Origin of the sequence: Pedobacter planticolens (genome assembly GCF_014172375.1) — a bacterium.
Taxonomy (GTDB): domain Bacteria; phylum Bacteroidota; class Bacteroidia; order Sphingobacteriales; family Sphingobacteriaceae; genus Pedobacter; species Pedobacter planticolens.
This window is the reverse complement of sequence record NZ_WNXD01000001.1, coordinates 623,547-645,590: the sequence shown is the minus strand read 5'-3', so window position 1 is coordinate 645,590 and position 22,044 is coordinate 623,547. Positions and strand designations below refer to the sequence as shown.

The 22,044-nt window shown below is 34.6% G+C and carries 18 protein-coding genes; 3 read left to right on the top strand and 15 right to left on the bottom strand.

Annotated elements, in window-relative coordinates; translation table 11 throughout:
• Positions 1-25: 25 nt before the first annotated feature.
• The 3 genes from GM921_RS02800 to GM921_RS02790 all read right to left on the bottom strand — a co-directional run bounded on the left by GM921_RS02800 (position 26) and on the right by GM921_RS02790 (position 5,367).
• Positions 26-829: a PAS and helix-turn-helix domain-containing protein gene (locus GM921_RS02800; protein ID WP_182921089.1), complete on the bottom strand. Its 804-nt coding sequence runs from the start codon at positions 827-829 to the stop codon at positions 26-28.
• A 123-nt stretch (positions 830-952) separates the two neighbouring features.
• Complete coding sequence (locus GM921_RS02795) at positions 953-4,465, bottom strand: ABC transporter permease/M1 family aminopeptidase (RefSeq protein ID WP_182921088.1); 3,513 nt, start codon at positions 4,463-4,465, stop codon at positions 953-955.
• A gap of 5 nt (positions 4,466-4,470) precedes the next feature.
• Positions 4,471-5,367, bottom strand: a complete 897-nt coding sequence (locus GM921_RS02790; protein WP_182921087.1) for an ABC transporter ATP-binding protein — start codon at positions 5,365-5,367, stop codon at positions 4,471-4,473.
• Between the two features lie 212 nt (positions 5,368-5,579).
• Here GM921_RS02790 and GM921_RS02785 point away from each other — a divergent pair, with 212 nt between their 5' ends.
• Positions 5,580-7,076, top strand: coding sequence for a sensor histidine kinase (locus GM921_RS02785; RefSeq protein ID WP_182921086.1), 1,497 nt, complete (start codon positions 5,580-5,582; stop codon positions 7,074-7,076).
• On the top strand, positions 7,073-7,792 hold the full coding sequence (locus GM921_RS02780) for a LytR/AlgR family response regulator transcription factor (RefSeq protein ID WP_182921085.1): 720 nt from the start codon (positions 7,073-7,075) through the stop codon (positions 7,790-7,792). The genes GM921_RS02785 and GM921_RS02780 overlap by 4 nt, the downstream gene beginning before the upstream one ends.
• A 4-nt stretch (positions 7,793-7,796) precedes the next feature.
• On the opposite strand, the gene GM921_RS02775 is transcribed toward GM921_RS02780, so the two are convergent.
• The 6 genes from GM921_RS02775 to GM921_RS02750 all read right to left on the bottom strand — a co-directional run bounded on the left by GM921_RS02775 (position 7,797) and on the right by GM921_RS02750 (position 16,875).
• Positions 7,797-8,390: a 2OG-Fe(II) oxygenase gene (locus GM921_RS02775; protein ID WP_182921084.1), complete on the bottom strand. Its 594-nt coding sequence runs from the start codon at positions 8,388-8,390 to the stop codon at positions 7,797-7,799.
• 909 nt (positions 8,391-9,299) lie between these two features.
• Positions 9,300-10,703: an efflux transporter outer membrane subunit gene (locus GM921_RS02770; RefSeq protein WP_182921083.1), complete on the bottom strand. Its 1,404-nt coding sequence runs from the start codon at positions 10,701-10,703 to the stop codon at positions 9,300-9,302.
• An 11-nt stretch (positions 10,704-10,714) separates the two neighbouring features.
• Positions 10,715-13,888: an efflux RND transporter permease subunit gene (locus tag GM921_RS02765; RefSeq protein WP_182921082.1), complete on the bottom strand. Its 3,174-nt coding sequence runs from the start codon at positions 13,886-13,888 to the stop codon at positions 10,715-10,717.
• Positions 13,889-13,950: 62 nt separating this feature from the next.
• Positions 13,951-15,120, bottom strand: coding sequence for an efflux RND transporter periplasmic adaptor subunit (locus GM921_RS02760; RefSeq protein ID WP_182921081.1), 1,170 nt, complete (start codon positions 15,118-15,120; stop codon positions 13,951-13,953).
• 36 nt (positions 15,121-15,156) lie between these two features.
• Positions 15,157-15,741, bottom strand: coding sequence for a TetR/AcrR family transcriptional regulator (locus tag GM921_RS02755; protein ID WP_182921080.1), 585 nt, complete (start codon positions 15,739-15,741; stop codon positions 15,157-15,159).
• Positions 15,742-15,858: 117 nt separating this feature from the next.
• Positions 15,859-16,875, bottom strand: a complete 1,017-nt coding sequence (locus GM921_RS02750) for a WD40/YVTN/BNR-like repeat-containing protein (protein ID WP_182921079.1) — start codon at positions 16,873-16,875, stop codon at positions 15,859-15,861.
• Positions 16,876-16,902: 27 nt separating this feature from the next.
• Between GM921_RS02750 and GM921_RS02745 the strand changes: the two genes are divergently transcribed.
• Complete coding sequence (locus GM921_RS02745; protein WP_182921078.1) at positions 16,903-17,451, top strand: hypothetical protein; 549 nt, start codon at positions 16,903-16,905, stop codon at positions 17,449-17,451.
• Between the two features lie 25 nt (positions 17,452-17,476).
• On the opposite strand, the gene GM921_RS02740 is transcribed toward GM921_RS02745, so the two are convergent.
• From GM921_RS02740 to GM921_RS02720, 6 genes are all read right to left on the bottom strand, one after another.
• Positions 17,477-17,911, bottom strand: a complete 435-nt coding sequence (locus GM921_RS02740; RefSeq protein ID WP_182921077.1) for a DUF2147 domain-containing protein — start codon at positions 17,909-17,911, stop codon at positions 17,477-17,479.
• Positions 17,912-18,005: 94 nt separating this feature from the next.
• Positions 18,006-18,302, bottom strand: a complete 297-nt coding sequence (locus GM921_RS02735; RefSeq protein ID WP_182921076.1) for a hypothetical protein — start codon at positions 18,300-18,302, stop codon at positions 18,006-18,008.
• A gap of 95 nt (positions 18,303-18,397) precedes the next feature.
• A complete protein-coding gene (locus tag GM921_RS02730; protein WP_182921075.1) occupies positions 18,398-18,790 on the bottom strand; it encodes a DoxX family membrane protein in 393 nt (130 codons plus the stop codon).
• A gap of 74 nt (positions 18,791-18,864) precedes the next feature.
• Positions 18,865-19,029, bottom strand: a complete 165-nt coding sequence (locus tag GM921_RS17470; protein WP_235969763.1) for a hypothetical protein — start codon at positions 19,027-19,029, stop codon at positions 18,865-18,867.
• Positions 19,001-19,360, bottom strand: a complete 360-nt coding sequence (locus GM921_RS02725; protein WP_235969762.1) for a hypothetical protein — start codon at positions 19,358-19,360, stop codon at positions 19,001-19,003. Before GM921_RS02725 ends, GM921_RS17470 begins: the two co-directional genes overlap by 29 nt.
• A 357-nt stretch (positions 19,361-19,717) precedes the next feature.
• Positions 19,718-21,955 (bottom strand): glycosyl hydrolase family 95 catalytic domain-containing protein, encoded by a 2,238-nt coding sequence (locus GM921_RS02720; RefSeq protein ID WP_182921074.1) that lies wholly within the window; start codon positions 21,953-21,955, stop codon positions 19,718-19,720.
• Between the last annotated feature and the right edge of the window lie 89 nt (positions 21,956-22,044).

Here is a 22,044-nt window from a genome sequence, read left to right as displayed (position 1 = left end):
AAATATCAGTTTTTAAAGTCCGGCGTTACAGCCAACCATTTAAAATGCCCTTTTTAATCATTTCACTAGATGAGGTGCATTTTAATTTTTCTAACATATTTCTTCTGTGGGTATTAATGGTGTGTTGACTAAGAAATAGTTCGCTAGCTATTTGTTTACTACTTAATCCATCGGCAATGAGCCTCAACACTCTTTTTTCGGCTTTAGAAATTAATTCGTCATCATTAATGGGTAAACTGATGGCTACATTGATATCAATTCTTTTGATATTTTGAATATCGGAGCTATCTATAATGTAATGGAGTACATTTTTATCTTTTTTTAATAAACTGATGTCTGTGAAGATGTTTAAGAAATAAATAGGCTCCATATCGTCGTTAAATAAGATAGGAATGCTTTGGCTCATGCATTGAAATCTTTTCCCATCTTTTGTTTTAAAATCGAACGTATAGTTTGCTTTAATGTATTTTCGATCTTCGGCTGGTCGACTAAAAAGATATTCGAAATATTTAACTCCGCCCTTTGTGATTTTTAGCAGTTCCCAAATTGAATAGGCTTTTATAGTGCTATAATATCCTTTTCCTTCAAAATCTGAAGGTTGATAACCTGTTAAACTTTCTACCCCGCCCCCTACTTTAACAATGGTATGATTAACGCTATCAGCTAAAACGTAAAAAAAATTATCAATACAATGGTATAGTTTTAGGTGTTCATCTAAATCGAAAGTGGTTTTAGCTAAAATTGTAGATTTTTTACCAATTACCCGATTAGTAAAGTATGTAAATTGATGCCAGTAAGTTAATAACTCTTTGTATTGCTTTATTTCCATGCTTTAAATCGTACCGTTTTATGGGTATATCTTACGGATAAATTTAAGATAAATTCAGCAGAAAAAAGACAGACTTTAACCTTGAATAGTTTGTGGTTAAAGTCTGTAGTATTTTAAGAAAGCTTACTTAATCTCTTGCACATTATCTGCTAAATTTCCATCCAATAGATAAGCATAAGGATCTATTGCAACTGTTTTTGGTTTTTGATTTGTCACAATAGTAAGTTTGGTTTCTAATTGATTGAAGCGATGTTTTTTTAGGTAGAAAGGTTTGGTGTTTCTATCCCACTCTATTTCTGGTTTACTAAAAAAGGCAAGATCTACATCCATATCTGGTGGAAGCAATTTATCTACCCCTTGTTTATTTTTGCCAATACTTACTTGTAAATCGATGCTAAACTTTCCATTATTTAGTGCCTTGCAGGATAAGACTTTAATCTTCATCTGATAGTTTATCACTTGATTAAAGCTATCGTCTATAAACTTTTTTTGATTTGCTGGTGCAAGTTGATATAATGCTCCGATTAAATCTTTGGTTTTAGCTCTTTGATTTGGATTTGCATGTTTTGCTATTAAATCACTCAGCGTTTGGTTGACTGCTTTTTCTCCTAAAATTTCTTTTGTAGCATACATTACTAAGCCTCCTTTTTGGTAATGAACTTGGTTTTGCCCCATCGTTTGTGCTAATGGAGCCTCTGGTACATTTGGATTATGGTATACGAAATAAATATTATTATCATCTCTTAAATAGTTGCTGAGGTACATTTTACCGTAATTCTTTTCTAAAAGTATGGCTTCTGTGTATTTAGCTAGCGATTCTGTGAGCATGGCATAACCTTTACCATATGCAGGGCTTAATATGTTTGCCCACCATTGATGCGCAACTTCATGGGCGGTAATGGCATAACTCTGATCTACTTTATTTTTATCACTGAAATCGGTTAGAAAGTTTAATCTTTCTGCGTTAAAAATAAGACCAGGATAAGCCGTTGCAGCTCCTTTATATTGAGGGATTTCGGCAAGGGTAAACTGTTTTAATGGATAGGGACTAAAATTTGCATTTCCATAATCTAACGCATCTTTTATTGCGCTAAACATGGTTTTCACATTGTATTCGTGTCCTAATTGATAATATACACTTAACTCTAAACCTTTATAGTTCTCCTTTTTGATTTGATAGTTTGCAGAACTCAATGCAAACATGAAATTAATAGGCGCTGTTGTTTTATAGTTAAAATAGCGACGATTATTGGCTAACCACGATTTTTGTAACGTACCCACAGTAACTACCTGTTGGTTTGGTGCGGTAGAAATAGTAGTTTCTAAATCTATTAAATGATATAGGCTATCGTAAGAATTTGAAATACTGTAAGGCGGTAATCCTGCATTTTTTCTTAGTCTGTTGTCGTCTATTTCTATACTTTCATTATACCCAAATTGAGGAACAAATTTTTCTAGTTCGATGTAACTTCCGTTTGAAACCACTGTGTTTTCAGGATCAAAAGGCACGAAACCAGATCGTATTACTTCCAATGAGAAATCCATATTTAGTTCTGCACCTGGTTGTAATGGCGTTTTTAAATCTATAAACTGTTGATTAAATGCTGCATCTACTTCATGTTTCGTAGCATTTGGCACAGAGATTTCGAAATGATTTACGGTTTGTCTTACATAAACCAACAGTTTAGTAATGCGCTGGTTGGTTTCATTTTTTAAACGATAACTTCCTTTTACGGTGTATTTGCCTTCATCCGTAAATAAATCTACTTGTGTTTTAATTGCTTTTATAGTTGGCTGTGGTAGTTTAGCAAACGGTTTATATTTTTTCTCGTAGTTAATATTCCAGTTTAGCTGTGCTTGTTTGTTTTTATATTTCCCTACAATATTGGTTTGCTGATAAATAAACGCACCACAAGAAATCCAAATTAGTGTTGCAGTTATTACGATAAATTTTGCTTTATAGATGGATTTTGGAATAGATTTCAAACGTTCTAAAAACGTCAGCTGGATGCTGCTTTGCCACATACCAATGGTTAAAACTGAAAGAATACCTGCAAAGCCAAGCCAATATAACATGTACCAATTAAATGCTTTGGCATAATGTCCAAAACCGTTGAAATAAGAGAATTGAAGGTCGGGTACGGTTGCAAATCTTAACAAGAAATGTTCTATCCCTAATCTTGATGCAAAGACAACCGCAAACACAACTACCATGCTTAGCATCATTCCTAAATATTTGTTTGCTGTTAGATTTTGGATGAAAACAATAAGAATGATAAACAAGAATAGCGGAAATGCGCTGTAATAATATAGAGAAAGGTACTTAGGTAATTCGATGTCGAAATAGCCATTAAATAGTTGTAAAGCAATGCCAATTGCAATATTAGCTGTAACTAACACCATAACCAATACGCCTAGTGTTAAACATTTTGCTGCCCATAAAATCGAATTTTTAACTGGCGTACTATAAATTAAGGACTGGATATTCGTTGTTCTTTCTCTTGCAATTAATTCGGCTGCATAAAAAATAAGTAACACTAGGCTGAATTTCATCGACCTCATTTCTTCTATTATTGCACCAGTTGTTGGGTAAAACTTAATTCCGTAAGGACCATAAAGAATGGAATCTTTTAATTCTACCGAGAAAATAAATATCCATAACAAAAGCATCACCATAAAAGGAATATGTTTAAATAAGGAAACTACTTCTAATTTAAACTGCGATTTGAAAGTGGAAAGGTTATAGTTAAATCCGGTAGGGGAAACGTTGAAATGTTTAAACGGAATTAGTTTAATCTGTTTCTGCGCTTTATCTTTTTGTTTGGATTGACTTTGGTTTTGCAACCTGAAATTAAAAAACCGATAACTTATGGTAATTACTAACGCACTAAAAAACAGCCAAAGCAAACGATTAGCTAAAAACACTTCCTTTACTGGAAATAACTGCTGATTTCGCTGTACATCAGACCAGCTACGTGTATCGCTAAAGAAAGAAGCTAAACCAAATGGATCTATCAAAAACGGTAAAATATCAGGGGTTCCAGCTCTTGGTGTTGAGGTTGCCAATAATGGCGAGTTGCCTAAAATAGACGCTGCCATATATAAAATGTATAGCAATACGCCTGCTGCATAAATTGCTCGAACATTTTTTGTTAAAATGGCTGTACAAAAAATTAAGCTTGTGGCAAACAACACATTTGGAAAGCCGAAAACTAATAATGGTTGTAGGTAATTAAGAATGTTAAATGTGCCTAAACTTTCAGCATCAGCAAAAAACCCACCTATATAGATTCCCAAAGCAGTTAGTACAAGTAGCGAAAATACGGCAGTTAATAAACCTAAAAATCTAACCAGAAAATAAGGGAAGCGCTTAACGGAAGTTGTAAATATTACAGATTCCATTTTATAAATATTATCTCTTAATACTACGTTTGCACTAAATAAGGTACCTGCAAATATGGAGAATAAAGAAAATAACGCAACAATATTAGTAATTACATACGGTGAGTTTTTATGCACTTCACTCCCACCAAAACCCCCATTAACCGCAGAAAAACAACCTAACACAAAAAACAAAAGTGCAGCGATGATAAAAGAAATCTGACTAAAATGATATTTCAGTTCAAATTTTAACATGGACTTTAACATGCTACTCCCTCCTTAGTTTGAACACCAAATAAAGCAGCAAAATAAACTTCTTCTAATCCTGGATAAAACGGTTCGAAACCTATACTTGGACAATTATCTGCCAACACATACAATTGTATTTTGCCAGCAATTATTCGTGTAGAAATTACATTGTATGCTAATGTATATTCGCTTAAGGTCGATTTTTCTATTTCTTTATGCCAAACCTGACCTTTTAATTTTGAAGTTAAATCTGCCGGTTTACCTTTTAAAATGAGCTTGCCATTTGCTAAAACCGCCATTTCTGGACAAAGGTCATTTACATCTTCCACAATGTGTGTAGAAAGCATAACTACTTTTTGCTCGCCAATTTCGTTTAACAAATCATGAAAACGGTTACGCTCTAGCGGATCTAAACCAGCCGTTGGTTCATCAACAATAATTAATTGCGGATTACCCAATAAAGCCTGTGCAATACCAAATCGTTGGCGCATACCACCAGAAAAAGTACTTACAGATCGTTTTCTTACATCATACAAATTTGTTTGTTGCAACAAAGCCATTACTTGCTCTTTTCGCTCGTTTTTATTCTGCAATCCTTTTAAAATTGCCATGTGATTGAGTAATTCTGTTGCAGATATTTTGGGATATACACCAAAATCTTGTGGCAAATAACCAAGCTGTGTACGCATTTGTTGAGGATTTTCAAGCACATCGTTTCCATCAAAAAATATTTTTCCAGTATCTGGTAATTGTAAAGTCGCCAAGGTGCGCATTAACGATGATTTACCCGCTCCGTTAGGTCCAAGTAAACCAAACATCCCGTTAGAAATATTTAATGACACATCATCTAGTGCTTTTACACCATTCGTATAGCTTTTGCTAAGGTTTTGTATAGTAAGTCTTGCCATGTTATTTTGAATAAGATGGTTGCAAATTAGCAGACAGACTTGCACTAAATAAATATATGTGATGAACGAAAGGAAAATGATGATGAACGTTGTTTACATGAGTTAGATGAGTACAATTCCTATAAAAAATTCTTTCGTCATGAATAAACTACCTTTCATCACTTAAATTTTATCCGTTAATATATTTGTCGTTCTTTTATTATTTTAACACCATGAATAGATCCTTTAGCTTATCTAATTTCCTACTTAAACATGCAGAGTTTTTGGCTTTTGTTGGTTTATGGCTATGGATAGGAATTTTTCAGGTTCAAGAAAAAGATGCTGAGAGCTGGAAACCATTTTTAATGGTTTTAATAGTACTTCTCCCTACCCAATTACCAGGGTTTATTTTTTCGTGGTATAAATCAACTCTCCTAACCAATTTTACTCGCAATCAGTTTTTAACCTATTGGACGGGTTGTTTTTTAATTTGTCTACCCATTCTTACCGATGCTTGTGTTTTATTATTTCCAAATTATGACTCTTCGCTTTTTGTAGGTGCTACCCTAGCAAGCGTATCTTTAGAATTGATTTTAGTTGCCAATTATTACTACTTAAAAAAGGTACAACACATTAAATGGATTAAGAAAATAGGCCTAGAAAATGCAGTTCTCCTTAGTATTATTTTATTATCTATTGTTATTTCGGCCATGGCGGTATCAAGTATTGGCAATCCTGCTTTTGATACTAAAGGTCAATTGCTAATTGGTTTTGTGTTTACGCCAGCAAAGCTGATTACTCATTTCTGGACTTTTTTAAGTTTTACACTTCAATTTTTATTCATGTATTTATGTGGCTATGCTTTCTTTTTAGTGAATAGTAGATTGCTAGTTTCCAAAATATTAAAGCAAAAAGGATTGATTTTATACATTTTAAGTGCTTTAGCAAGTATTGCCATTCTGTACCCAATTATTGGGCAGTTATTAATTTTATTACCTATAAATCAAATTTTTGGTAGAGATATTTTTTCACTCAACCCTTTTTTATTAGAAAATGGTTTTGGCGCAATGGCGATAATTGCATTGAGTTTACCAATTGTATTAGCGATCCAATGGGGTGCACAAAACACGCACATCCTCTCTTTACAAAAAGAAAAATCACAAACGGAATTAGATTTATTGAAGCAACAATTAAACCCACATTTCTTTTTTAATACCTTAAATAATTTGTACGCACTGAGTTTGCAGAAATCTGAGAAAACCTCAGAAAGCATTTTGCGATTATCAGAATTAATGCGTTACACCATTTATAAAGGGCAAGAAGAAAAAGTTACAATCACTCAAGAAATTAACTATTTAGAAGATTACATAGAGTTACAGCAAATTCGCTTAAAGAAACCTTTACAGTTAAATTTCGAAAAGCATAGTATCGATGAAAATGTACAGATTGCCCCTTTATTGCTTATTGTTTTGCTAGAAAACGCATTTAAACATGGTATTGAACCTGCCGAAGAAACCGCTTTTTTAAATTTATCGCTAACCTGCACAGCGCAAGAACTTACCTTTAGTTGTGAAAATTCTATCGAACTAGATAAAGCTGAGAAAAAGCCGGGTATCGGACTTACTAATTTGAAAAAACGCTTAGAATTACTGTACCCAAATGCTTACACATTGGATATCACTTCAAATAATGTTATTTTTAAAGCAGACCTACACTTAAAATTATCATGAGTTTACGCTGTTTAATTATAGATGACGAACCTTTAGCTCATGAGGTAATTTTAGAATACAGCAAGGATATTCCCTTTTTAGAGATTTGCGGACAATGTTATCGTGCAACCGAAGCCTTTGAGTTTTTAAGCAACACCGAAATCGACCTGATATTTCTAGATATTAGAATGCCCAAGCTAAATGGCTTAGATTTTTTGAGAACTCTACAACGTAAACCTTTGGTAATTATCACTTCGGCTTATGAAGAATATGCCTTAGAAAGTTTCGATTTAGCGGTGTGCGATTATCTCTTAAAACCTTTTCGATTTGATCGATTTTTAAAAGCTGTTAATCGAGCTTTAGAAAGCTATAATTTAAAAAATCAGTCTGTTAAACCTAGCAGCTCTTTACCATCTCTTATTAGTGATGACGAGCAGATTTCTATTAAATCGGATAAAAAACATGTATTGATTAAGCTAAGTGACATCTATTATTTAGAGAGTTTAGGCAATTATGTAAAGGTTTGGACTGATTTGAATTTCTTATTAACGCCAAGAACTTTGAGCAGTTTTGAAGAACAATTACCATCTGAATTTTTCATCCGCATTCATAAATCTTTCATCCTCAATAAAAAATTTGTTCATTATATGGAAGGAAACACCATTTACTTAAAGAACAATCAACAAATCCCTATCGGGAAAAACTATAAACCAATAATTAAGCAAAGCTTGATATAGAAAATTAGTTAGTTTTTAACCAACCCGTAATACTCATTCTCGGTTCATGAGTTACTAAAACTTCATGTGCTAATTCATTGCTCTTAAAAAAGACAGATTTTCCATTTATGGGCGATATATTTTGCAAATTATTTAAATGATGGATACACAATTCGCCACCATCGCTTTTTTGCCAATCAACATTTAAATACATCACCATAGAGTAAGCCCTACTTCCATTTTGCTGAAATTGGTCGATGTGTTTTTTATAGAAACTTCCTTTTTCGTATAAGGTATAATGAAATTCGTAGCCTGTAATACCAGTGTAACACGTTCTATTTAGATAAATTACAAAGTCATCCATCAAATCAAAAAAATCGTTTTCGTGTTTATTATTATGCTTACGGTCTAGCCAATAAATCACATCACTTCGCACTAATTTATTATGAACAGTAATAGTTTCATTCCCAATGCCTGCAGCAACCATTGATTTTTCGTTGTATAAACCAATTAAATTACTTTTCAACTGTGCAGCAAGCGCTACACTTAAAAAATTGTTGGCTATGCCTACTTTACTTTCAATAAAACTATCGATTAGGGTATTAAAGATTTTTTCCAATAAAATGGATTTATTCGACAAATCGCCGATCCGTAAGGTAGTCTTAATAAACGGTTAAGTAGGATATAAAAAAAACCCGTATTGCTACAAACCTCTTTATTTCGGTAGGTAAAGACACCAAGCTAAAGAATTATACAACTGTAAAAAGTAATTTTACAACTGTAAAAAAGAATTATACAACTGTAAAAAGAAATTTTACAACTGTAAAAAGGAATCATACAACTGTAAAAAGTAATTATACAACTGTAAAAAAGAAATTTACAACTGTAAAAAAGAAATTTACAACTGTAAAAAGTAATTATACAACTGTAAAAAAGAATTATACAGCTGTCAAAAGGAATTATACAGCCACATGACCACCTTGCAACCTCACCCAAACCACAACCATTCCGAAGAACGAGGACCGGCCTTGTAGCATCCCGAAGGAGAAAGCAATTAAACCGAATGGCTTTTCGCCATGAGCTCAAACAAACAACTAAAAAAATAAACCAACTTGTTTAAACTTGTGCAAACACTTTCAAAAACCACAACCCAAAACAATGAGCCAGTTCGATCCTTCATCGAACCTGCTGCTTGTTGCCAAAAAAGTTTTGATCGCTTAATCCGAGAGATGATATGCAGCCTTGATTTTTGTTAAACTTTTTATCAAGAAAAAGTTTAGAGCCACTCGGCGGCAGTGAGCCGAAAACAAAAAAGATTGCTTCGTCGTTTCTCTTCTCGCAATGATGATAGCCATAACGGCGACGAGCCGAGGAAAGCCCGAGCGGTGAAAAAAGAGAGATCCTTCGCTGCGCTCTGGATGACAAAATAAAAGAACTAAGTCCTAAAGCAGAGGTACTGGGGTGAGGACACAAAAAAGGTCCGTATCACTACGAACCTCTTCAGAAAACAAATCAAAATGAAAAATCTTTATTTCCAACCGCCGCCTAAAGCACGGTATAAATTAACTACAGCTTGCAATTTTTGCAACTTATCACTAACACCACTCAATTGAGCCGCTAATAAACTTTGCTCAGACGTTAAAACGTCAGTATAATTTGTTGCTGAGCTATAACGCAATAACTCTTGCGTAAAATCAACTGCTTTAGTTAAAGAAGCAATTTGTTTTGCTCTAGTTGTTTCTTTTTCTGTTGCAGTCTGATACGCATATAAAGCATTAGAAACCTCTTGACCACTTGTTAAAAGCGTTTGCTGAAACGTATAAAATGCTTGTTGTTGTTGTGCCTGTGCAGTTGTTAAACGAGCTTTATTTTGTCCTTTTGCAAAAATAGGTTGAGTTAAACCCCCAACTAAATTATAAAACACAGAGTTGCTAAAGAAATCTTTCAATTGCAAACTAGATAAACCACCGCTCGCCGTTAACGTTAAAGCAGGATAAAAATAGGTCTTAGCTACATTTGTATTTTCAAAAGCAGTTCTAAAACCAAATTCAGCAGCTTGTACATCTGGTCGGTTTTGCAATAATTGAGCAGAAACTCCAGTTTGTAAATTGCTATACGCAGATTGGCTATCTAAATCTGAACGAAGAATACTTCCAGGTGCTCTAGCCAATAAAATGTTTAAGGCATTTTCAGTCTCTCTAATACTTCTTCTCAAATCAGGTAAAGTTACTTCTGCTGCGTATAAATTGGCTTCGCTTTGCACAACAGCAGCTCCTGTTACCTTCGCAGCATCTTTCAAAGCCTTCATGGTTTCAACATTACTGGTTCTGCTTTTTATGGTTTGCAACGTAATTGCTAACTGTTTATCTAAAGCCAATAAGTTGTAATACGTATTCGCAATATTAGCAATTAACTGCGTTTGAACTGCTCTTTTTGCAGCATCAGTTTGTAGTAAACTTGCATAAGCAGAACGTTTTGCACTACTTAATTTACCCCAAATATCAGCTTCCCAACTTGTACTCAATTGTGCTTTATACGTTTGCGTTTCGAGATTGATATTTACTCCAGCAGGAAAGTTTAACGCAGCTTTAGATTGCTTTGCATCCGTTACAGATACATCGCCTTGCAAACTCGGTAAAAAAGCCGATTTACTTTGTTGCAAAGTTGCCTGTGCAATTTTAATACGTTCAATTGCTTGTTTTAAATCTAAATTTTCATTTAAACCTTGTTGTATTAATGTTTGCAAATTAGCATCTGTAAACAAATTTTGCCAAGGTAAATTTGCAATCGTTGTGCTATCTGTTGTAGTCTGATCACGGTATAAATTCTCGGTTACAACTTTTGGGCGTTCGTATTTTTTAGTTACGCAAGCACTTAAAGTTAGTACGGCAAAGCCGATGATTAGAAGTGAATGTTTATATCTTAATTTCATGTGTTTTAGTATTAATGTTCGCGGTTATCAACTTCCGGAAATTCTAATGTTGGCTCTAAATCTGCACCTTCTATAAAAGGAGATTTATTACTTACTTTCTCTTGTAAGGTTTGGAAAATGATAAACAATGCCGGAATTACAAAAACTCCGAATAGCGTACCAATTAACATCCCTCCTACAGCTCCAGTACCAATTGATTTATTACCAGCAGCACCAACTCCTGTCGAAAGCATCAATGGCAATAAACCTAAAATAAATGCAAATGAAGTCATCAAGATCGGGCGTAAACGAGCTGTTGCACCTTCAATAGCAGCATTTACAATACTCATTCCTTTTCTTCTCCTATCCACCGCATACTCTACAATCAGAATTGCATTTTTAGCTAGCAAACCAACCAACATAATCAGTGTAATTTGGGTATAGATGTTATTATCAACTCCGAATATCTTATCGAAAATAAATACACCTGCTAATCCGATAGGTAAAGAAATTAAAACTGCCAGTGGCAAAATATAACTCTCGTACTGCGCAGCAAGCAAGAAATAAACGAAAATTACACAAAGTAAAAAGATAAAAATAGTCTGATTACCACCCGCCATTTCCTCACGGGATAAACCTGAGAATTCATATCCGTAACCTGCTGGCAAATGTAATGCAGCTTCTTCTTGCACTGCTTTTAAGGCATCACCAGAACTAAATCCTGGTTTTGGAGAACCAGTTACAGCTATAGATGTATATAAGTTGAAACGAGAAATGGCTTGTGGACCGTAAACTTTTTCCAAGTTAATAAATTCACTTACTGGAGCCATTGCACCTTTCGAATTTCGAACATAAATGCTATTTAAATTTTCTGGGTTAGCACGATATTGGGCATCTGCCTGATACATTACCCTAAATTGCTTACCAAATTTATTAAAGTTCGATGCATACACACCGCCAAAATAACCTTGCAATACACTCAAAACGTCGGTAACAGTTAAACCAGCTTGTTTAATTTTAGCCACATTCACATCAATTTGATATTGAGGGAAATTAGGATTAAACGAAGTTGATGCATACTGTATTTCTGGGCGTTTAGCTAATGCCGCTAAGAATGCATTTCCAACATCGTTAAACTTATTAATATCACCACCGGTTTTATCTTGTAATTGGAACTCGAAACCACCACTGGTACCAAAACCTTGTATGGTTGGCGGAGCGAAGAAAATTACTTTCGCACCTTTAATACCTGCAGTTTTGGCAAATAGCTCACCAATAATTGCTTTTACATCGCGTTTACGTTCATCCCATGGTTTTAAACGAGCAATTACCATCCCGTACGAACTACCCGAACCACTAATTAAACTTCTACCTACAATTCTCAATGCGCTTTGCACCTCTGGAACACCTCTTACAATGTCATCAATTTGAGTAATAATTACTTTAGTTTCTTCTTGCGAAGTTCCTGCTGGTAAAGAGATATCTGACATGATTACACCTAAATCCTCATTAGGTACAAAACCTTTTGGTGTGGTGTTCATCGTCCAGATTAAAATACCTGTAAAGGCTAAAATACCTACACCAGCAATCCATTTTTTACGAGATAAGAACGAAACTGATTTTTTATATCGATTAGTCATTAAATCGAATGACGTATTAAACCCTACATAAAAACGCTGTAAAAAGTTTTTCGGCTTATCATGATCATCTTCATGCGGTTTTAATAGCAAAGCACACAACGCCGGACTTAACGTTAATGCATTAATAGCCGATAAAATAATCGCGATAGCTAATGTTAAACCGAATTGTTTGTAAAATACACCCGATGAACCTTGGATAAAACTTACTGGAATAAATACCGCAGCCATTACCAACGTAATAGAGATAATTGCGCCTGTAATATCTTCCATTGCATCTACAGTTGCTTTTTTGGCCGATTTATACCCATGATCTAACTTGGCATGGACGGCCTCGACGACTACAATGGCATCATCTACCACAATACCAATGGCGAGCACCAATGCAAACAAGGTTAGCAAGTTGATGGTAAAACCAAAAAGACTGAGGAAGAAAAACGTACCAACAATAGCTACCGGAACAGAAATTGCAGGAATTAAAGTAGAACGGAAATCCTGAAGGAAAATAAATACCACAAGGAATACCAAAACAAATGCTTCAATTAATGTATGGAGCACTTTTTCAATTGAGGCATCTAAGAAATCATTTACGTTTACTAACGAATTGTAATGAATACCTTTTGGAAATGACTTTGATGCTTCTTCTAATGTTTTCATCGAATTTTCGATTACTTCTTTTGCATTAGAACCTGCAGTTTGATTAATCGCAATACCAATTGATGCATTTCCGTTATATTTCGATGTACTTGCATAACTTAAAGCACCTAACTCTATGCGAGCAACATCTTTTAAACGAAGTACTTGTCCATTCGCATCAGCTTTAATAATGATATTGCTAAAATCTTGCTCCGTTTTAAGTCTACCAGTATATTTTAAAGTGTATTGAAAAGATTGATTTCCTTGTTCACCAAACTGACCTGGTGCAGCTTCTACGTTTTGCTCTGCCAAGGCTGCGTTTACATCACTAGGAACTAAACCATAGGTTGCCATTACATCTGGCTTAAGCCAAATACGCATACTATAATCCATTTGTCCAAATGAACTTGCATCACCAACACCTGTTATCCTTTTAATTTGTGGGATGATGTTAATGTTAGCATAGTTTTGCAAAAACTTCTGATCGTATTCAGGGTTATCGCTATTGATAACGAAAATCAACACGTTACTTGCTTGTCTTTTTGCAGTAACTACACCCGAACGCGTAACCTCTGCAGGTAATAAACTACTTGCTCTGGCAACTCTATTTTGTACGTTTACCGCAGCTAAATCTGGGTTGGTACCTAATTTAAAGTTTACTGTAATGGTAGCAGTACCATCATTACTAGCACTAGAGGTCATGTAGGTCATGTTCTCTACACCATTAATTTGCTCTTCCAGTGGGATAACCACACTGCTCATCACCACATCAGCATTTGCACCTTGGTAAGATGCAGAAACCTGTACTGTTGGTGGCGCAATTTCGGGATACTGTGAAACGGGTAAGGTAATGAGCCCCAGTATACCGAGTATTACGATGATAATTGATATTACAGTTGATAAAACTGGTCTATCTATAAATTTCTTAAACATAAGTTTGATTTACAATTTTAGAATTATCCCAAAGGGATGCCTTTTGGCACGATTGAGATCGACTATTTTTTAATTTCAGCATACACTGAATCCGTATTTAACTCTTGAGGTTTAATCTTAGTTCCATCTCTTAACGATTGGAAACCTTCTAAAACAACTTTATCTCCTGCTTTTAATCCTTTAGTTACGACATAAAATTTGCCTTTTGTAACTTGCATCACTTCTACCGGAGTAGAAATTACTTTAGCCGAATCTCCTAAAATGTAAACAAATTTCTTTCCTTGTAAGTCTGTTGTAGATTTTTGAGGGATTAAAATCACATCGTTAACATGCTGCGGAATACGTACAGAAGCACTTGCACCATTTTTTAATAGGGCTATTGGATTTGGAAACGTAGCTCTTAAGCTTACTGCACCTGTACCGGTATTAATTTGGCTATTAATCGATTCGATTTTTCCATTTTGAGCATAGGTAGATCCATCGGCTAAAACTAAACCAACTGGTGGAATATTTTTCATTTGCTCACTCAGCGTTTTACCTTTATATAGGTTAGAAAAATCAAGCAGTTGCTTTTCGTTTAAAGAAAAATAAGCGTATACTTTATTGGTATTTGAAACCGTAGTTAAGGGTTGTGCACTTGTTCCACTCACCAAACTTCCTGTTTTAAATGGAATAGCACCTACAACACCATCAACTGGACTAGTAATTCTGGTATAACCTAAATTTACATTTGCATTTACCAACGCTGCTTTAGCTTGTGATAACATTGCCCTTTTACTTTGTAAAGTTAATTGCGCCGATTCTAGTTCATATTTACTAATGATATCTTTATCTACCAATGGTTTTGTCTTATTCACTTGCAATTGAGCCGCATTTACATCAGCTTCTGCACTACTAATAGCAGCTCTTGCAGTTCTAACTTGCTGCTCGTATTGTGGAGCATTAATTAAAAACAACAGCTGTCCTCTTTTTACCAAAGCACCTTCATCAACATAAATTTTTTCTATAAAGCCATCAACTTTTGGTCTTATATCAACATTCTCAATTCCCTCAATTGTTGCAGGGTAATCAGAATCTAAGGTAGTGGATTGTGTATTTACAGTAAATATTGGATATGCTTGGGGTTGACCAGCGGCGGCGGCTAAAGCTGCTGCCTTCTCGTCCTTGCCACCGCAAGAAGCAAGTATAGCTCCTAAAAATAAAATAATTGATAATCGAATTGTTGTTTTCATGTTAATATGGGGGTTGCTTTTGTGTATCTATTTTAATTATTGATAAATCATTTCGAAAATTAACTGCTTACGCTCTTTCATTAACTTTAAATACTCAGCGTCGTTAATGTTATAAAGTGATTTATTTAAGCAGTTGGTAATAAGCGGATAAGCCATTAACGCAAATAGATTCATTAAAAACTGACGGGGATCCATCTTTTTAATTTTTCCTTTTTCCATTTCAGCGTTAATTTCTTTTAAGAATTGTCTGATTTTATTTTTCTTTTCTTCAGGAACGATCTTTTCTGTGCGGTTAAATTCCATAACCACATACATTTCACGATATGGAAATTGCATCGCTTGCTCCATAAAGATATTAATCATTTGTTGTATTTTATCTTTAAATTCTAGCTCGGCTGTGAAAATAGAATCCATTATTGCAGACATTTCTGCCCTAGCTTCTAGCACAACTTGCTCAAATAAAATATCCCGCGAACGGAAATAATAATTGAGTAAAGTTCTATTTACACCCGCAGCATCTGCAATATCTTGCGTTGTTGCATGTAATTTCCCTTCTGAAAAAAAGATTCGCTTTGCGGTATCCTTAATTAATTGTTCAGTTCCTGTATCTCTCGTCGCCATTTACAATTATGTTTAACATTTTTGTTAAACACAAAAGTATATACAATATTTAAGCCAGCTTGCTTTCTATCAAAAATGTAGCTGATTTATGACAGTGAATTGATAATACAGAAAAATTTAAGGAGATGTGATTTGGTAAATCTGCCCTTTGTTTCCAGTGAGGAGAATTAATTTACCATTTTTAGCTTTTTGTATCGCGTTAAAATTTAGTGTTGAGATATTTGTCCAGTTTTTTCCACCATCGGTTGATACATCTGTACCAGAAGAACCCGTTGCAAAACACAGTTGATCTGTAATATATTCTACTGCAGAGCGATAACCGCTTACAGGTTTTTGTGGTTTCGACCACGTTTTACCACCATTAGTAGTTAATAGCACGTTATTAGTGCTTTCTTTATCTTTTAAATAATTACCACCTACAACTATTCCTTTTTTCGCATCATAAAATGCGATAGAGAATGGCCCTGTACTACTTTCACCCTGTAATATTGGGCAATCGTACACTTTCCATCTATGACCATAATTACTCGAATAATATATTTTAGAGGCTGAACCTCCACTTGCAACCCAAACTTTTCCATCTGCCCCAGTTCTTATGGTTGTTCCACTTGCTGCAAAACCTGCTTCACCAATTTTTAACTCTTTTTTTAAGTTTGCTGAAATATCTTGCCATGTTAAACCACCATCGGTAGTTTTTAAGAGTTGCATTTTGTTTTTTATTGGGTCACCGAAAATAATCCCTTGTTGTTCATCCCAAAAACCCATCCCATCTAAAAATATAGCCGAATCTGTATTCTTGTAAACTTCTCTCCAACTCTTCCCTCCATCAATAGTAGAAAGAATATAGGCTGGCGAACCTGCGTTTACCACAATTGCTTTTAACTGATCAAATGCCTCAATATCTCTAAAATCTAGTTTTTCATATCCCTTTGGCTGAGTCCATTCCCAAGTTTTACCACCATCTAAACTTTTACCAACCTGTCCGTTACTACCGCTTACCCAAGCAATAGAATCAGATACAATTGATAAACCACGCATACTTGTATTTTTACCAGATGTTAATGGTTTTAAAGTATAACTTTGGGCATAGCCGATGGTGGAGAAAAGCAAAAGGAACCAGAACATGTTTTTCATAATAGGACGTTTTTTTGATGTAAACAGATGAAAATAAGAAAAGTTTATGGAAAGGTAACTATTCAAGCATCTTGTTCTTATAACTATTTTACTATTTACAACAATCAACTTATGAAAACCAAATCCCTATTTTTAGCTTCAGTATTTATAATTAGTCTGTTCATTTTCAGTTGCCAAGAAGAAAAGCCAAAAGAAAAAGAAGTAATGGACAAGAAAAAAACGGTTTGTTACCAATCAATTTCAGGAAAAGATACAGCATGGTTTTCTATCGATACTTCTAAAAAAATTATTAATGGATTGTTGACTTTTAGTTATACCGATAAAAAGGAAAGATATGAGGGGCAGTTCAAAGGCGAGATGTATGGCGATACGCTAAGAGGTCACTATGATTTTAAAATTAACAAGGCCGAAAGATGGAATCGTAATCCAGTTGCTTTTTTAAAAAAGGATGGTAAATTGACTATGGGTATTGGTCAGTTTATGCTAATTATGGGTTCTGCTCACTTCGATAATAAGGTACCTATTGACTATGGTAAAGGAAGATTTATTTTTGAGGAAACAATGTGCAATAATTAACAAAAGTTTAGATTTTGATTAGCGTTTATTTTACTCTTTTCCAACTTTCAGACCTACCAATTAGCGAAATACCAATATACCCTCTGATATTTAACTCTCCGTTTTCTTTAATTGATAAATTACAACTATAGGTTTTACCAGTTTTAGGATCATAAATTGTTCCATCAGTCCATTTTCCATCCTCAAAAGCAAAATTCTTTAAAATCTCTAGTCCCATCACTGGTCTCGATCTTAAATTTGCATTTGGGTTTTTAATATCCATTTTTGGCTTACCCTTATCATCATTTGGATCTTTAATCCAAACTAGTTTACCACTATATTTATCTGCTTTTTTGTATATCTCTACCTGACCTTCGCCTGAAGGATTAAGCCATTTCCCTAAAATATCATCTTTCTTTTGCGCAAAAACAGAGAGTGTGCAAATAGCAAATACGAACAGTAGTGATAGTTTTTTAGACATAGGAATAGATTTAACTGTTCATAAAGTTAATGAATAGGATTTGAAAATAAAATTACTGCTAATTCTGTATGAGAAAAATGATTTTCTAAGGAGATTATTTTTCAGAGAAGTCAGAAAGGTTTGGATTTTGCACAACCGAAAAATGAGTGTCAAAATTTATCGCAGATTGAAAATCATCAGGTAAAACTTCTGCATAAAATCCTCTTTCTGCTAAAAAATTGATAATTGCTTCGGCATCTACTATTCCGTTTGAGTATTCAACCCGAAGAATAGAATCACAATCTTCTAAATCGAAATTTGCTAGATAGTGGTCAAAGGTTTTATGCAGTTGATCAATCAGCCATTTGGCGTCATCACAATTTGTTACGTCTGTTTTAAAAACTTCAATCATGATATTTTATATTAACCTGTCGGTAACCTTTTCTACTATTTAGACTACCGGCAGGTAAAATGTTACCATCTTTTTAAGGTTTTCTTTGAGGAAACTTATTGAATAGGTTTCGCCATTAATAAGCCAGCATAGTTTTTACGATACGCATAAGCTAAAAATAGGTTTGCAGCTATTAAAAATAGAGCGCTCGGTAAATTCTTAGGTTCATCAAGAAACGCATGAAAAAATAAGATATTTACGGTAATTGGAAACAAGACTACAGTTGCCAATGGTGCCCAAAAATTAACAATCAGTAAAATGCCACAAATCAATTCTATCACTTTTAATAAAGTCATAAAATAATTACCAGACATCAATCCAGTCATAAAAGCTGTTGCGCCAGGTGTCATTGGTGGTTGCTCCATCGGAATTTTAAAAAGGACAACAACGGCAGCAAACACAAACATTAAGCCTAGCAGGCTTCTAACAATGATAATTGCAATTTTCATATTATTTAGTTTAGGTTAAGTTTAGTACAAGATAATCCATTTTTAAAAAAATACCTCGAAATTTTTAATTTGAATTACATGTATTTCATCGCATCGTAATTTAGCAACCTACGCCATAGCGCAATCTGACCAATGCAATTTGCTTCGCGATAAATGTTAAAAGAAACCATCTCAAACATCGGAAAACTCATACCTGGAAACTCTAACATTTTATCCAGTTGTTCCTCTGTAACCTGCATAAGCTTCTCTCTTAAAATTGGAGAGATTTTTTCCCAATCTTTTTTTAAAATCAGCTAATGCTGGATAAGTTTCATTATCTTGAATACCTTTGTGGTCTGCAAAAAGTTCGTGAGCTGTTTGCTTAAGATCTAGCCCTAATAAATTAGCTAATTCGTACCTTCCTTCTACTAAACTTCCACTAATCCAAGCTATATGGTTAGCTTTTGTATCTAAACGCTGATGAGCATCTTTATCAGAAATGCCGTCAATTGCGTTACCAAAATAGGTGGTATGCATATCATACAATACGATGAGAGCGAACATGCGATTGCTTACTGGTTTGATTTCCATTTTTAAATTGATTTAAGGTTATACTAAGATATAACAACTTAAATTTAAAAATGGTTGGCGAAAAAGTCAACATTAGGGGGTGTTTAAGACAAGATTATTATTTCTCATGTTTACTCTAAACTCGTCATTCCCGTGAAAACGGGAATCCTAATGCATAAAAAAGCCTCTTATTGCATTAGGATTCCCAATCAAGTTGGGAATGACGTGTTTTCACGGGAATGATGAACAAGATTAGGACAAGTGTAGCTAACCCACTCGTCTCTTCGAGCGCAGCCGAGAAATCTTTAAATTATATAGAAAGATTTCTCCATTTCGCTGCGCTCCAGTCGAAAGGACGAGCAAGATTGGGATTCAAGTTTATCCTTTATTTAGAAAAACTAATTTCTCACCTTTTTTGGTAGCTATTTTAGCAATTCCATTTACAGTTTTAACCTGTTTTCCTGATAAGGTAAAATTCCCTTTAGGCAATTTTATATTTAATTCTCCGCCTTGTTCGGCTAAAACGGTTATGCTATCGGCTTTGCCATTTTTATAATTTGCACTAATTAAAAATGCGCCTTCTGTTCGTAAATCTTTAAAAGAGCAATCTTTCCAAGTAGTTGGTATTGCTGGAAAAACTTCGATATAACCATTTCTGCTTTGCAGTAATAATTCATTTACACCTTGGGCAAAAGCAAAATTTCCTTCTAATGTAAACGGACGATAGGTAAAACCAGAGTATTGTCCACCTTTTTGATCTCCGTTTAAGTGAAAACTATTTGGCGAACAGAAATTTGAAGCAAAGATTTGCAATTGTTTAAGCGCTTTATCTGCTTGGTAGGCTCTTGCGTATAATGATGCCATCCAGCTAAAAGAATAACCGCACCAACCACGAGTTCCTTTCGCTTCTAATTGTTTATATGAATTATCGATACGAGTTTTATCTTCTGGCTTGTTATAATCTAGCAATGCCAAAGGATAAATGGCCATATATTGCGACATGTGACGATGAGAAGCATTTAAGTTTTGACCCGGTGCAATTGTAAATCCTGTTTCGTTTACTTCATAATCTGGCAATTGATTAGCGATAGTTTGCCAGTGCTCTGCTCCTTTTTTATCGCCTTTGGCTAATGAAACTTCTTTTGCAGCTTTAAACAAAAACTTGGCTAAGCCTAAATCGAAATTACTCCAGTTTTTAAACCAAGCGCTTATCGCGTTATCGTTATATTCTGGACTAGAACTTAAGGGCAACATCCGCACTCCATCTTTTAAAAATGTAATGTTCTCTAAAAAGGTAGCCGATTGTGTGATGTAAGGATAAGCTTGTTCATTTAAAAACTGCTTATCCATGCTGTATTTCCATTGCCAATAAAAATGTTGTGAACACCAAGCCCCCACTGTTGGGCTCATCGAATATTGAATCCACCCTCCCATTGGCTGACCACTTAACGTAACTACACCGGGTATATTTAAACCAGCTACACCGAAATATGATTTGGTATACTTTTCACTTTCACCCTTAACTTTCCAAAGCCAATCGGTAAAGGTTTTGCCTTCTGTCAAATGGTTCGATGTATAAGTTGGCCAATAGCTTAATTGAGTATTTAAATCGTTATGAAAATCGCCTTTCCAAGGTGGTAAACTTCCATTATCAGCAGTCCAAACCGCTTGTAAAGTAATAGCTGGCGCTCCTTTTCTTGCTACCGAGCCTAATTTATATTGCTCTAAGTAATATTGCTTTTGCACCAATTCATCAGGAATGGAAATAGAAGATTTATTCCAAAAATTTGCCCACCATTTAGTATGTGTATCCCAACCTGTTGGCTCTTTAGCTGTTGCTGAAATAGGCGGAATAGCTGCAGCAGCATCTTTAGTTACCGTCCATGAACCTATAATGTGATCGTTTATTTTTTTCCATGTGATTAATACTTCATAAAAATGTCCATCTGTCATTGGTTGTCTGTAACGGATGGTATTTTGCGTTTTGGTTACATCGCCTTTGGCATAGCCCAGTTTTTGAAGACCTTCACCTGAATGACTATTATCATTAGCTATTTTTTCATTTCCAGCATAATTATGAACAATTAACTCGGGTAAAATAGCTGTGTTTTTCAGATTTTCGAAACCAAAAAAGCCTTGATTTCTGGTAGCGTGGATATAACAGTTAAATACTACGCCGTTTTCAAATTTTACCGTATTTAATGCAGTTTTTAGATTTAAAACATTTGATACTACTTTACCTAAGCTACTGATGTTAAACTCAATAGCTGCTGCTGGAATTTTAGTAGGTGTAGTTTGATGATAAGGATCATCTAACGTTTTCTGAACAATGCCGTATTCTTTTTTATCAACCTGGTTTTGTACCCATTTCCAGTTGTAGATATTCAAATCTGGTTGTGCTTTTCGCTCGTCCCATAAATCTGCTCTATCTAATGACAGGCGTAATTTATCGGCTTTGCCCCAAACTAAGGCACCTAACATGCCATTGCCCAAAGGCATAGCTTCATCCCATTTGGCAGGTAATTTATCAAAACTGAGGTTGTATTTAGTTAGGTTTTGCGCAAAGCTTATATGATAAGCAAAGCTGATGAGTAGAATGAGGGTTAGTTTTTTCATGATGAAATTCCTTTATAAAGCGTTTCGTCATTGCGAGGCACGAAGCAATCTCACAACACAATTAAGACTGTAAACCATAGCTTTAAGAT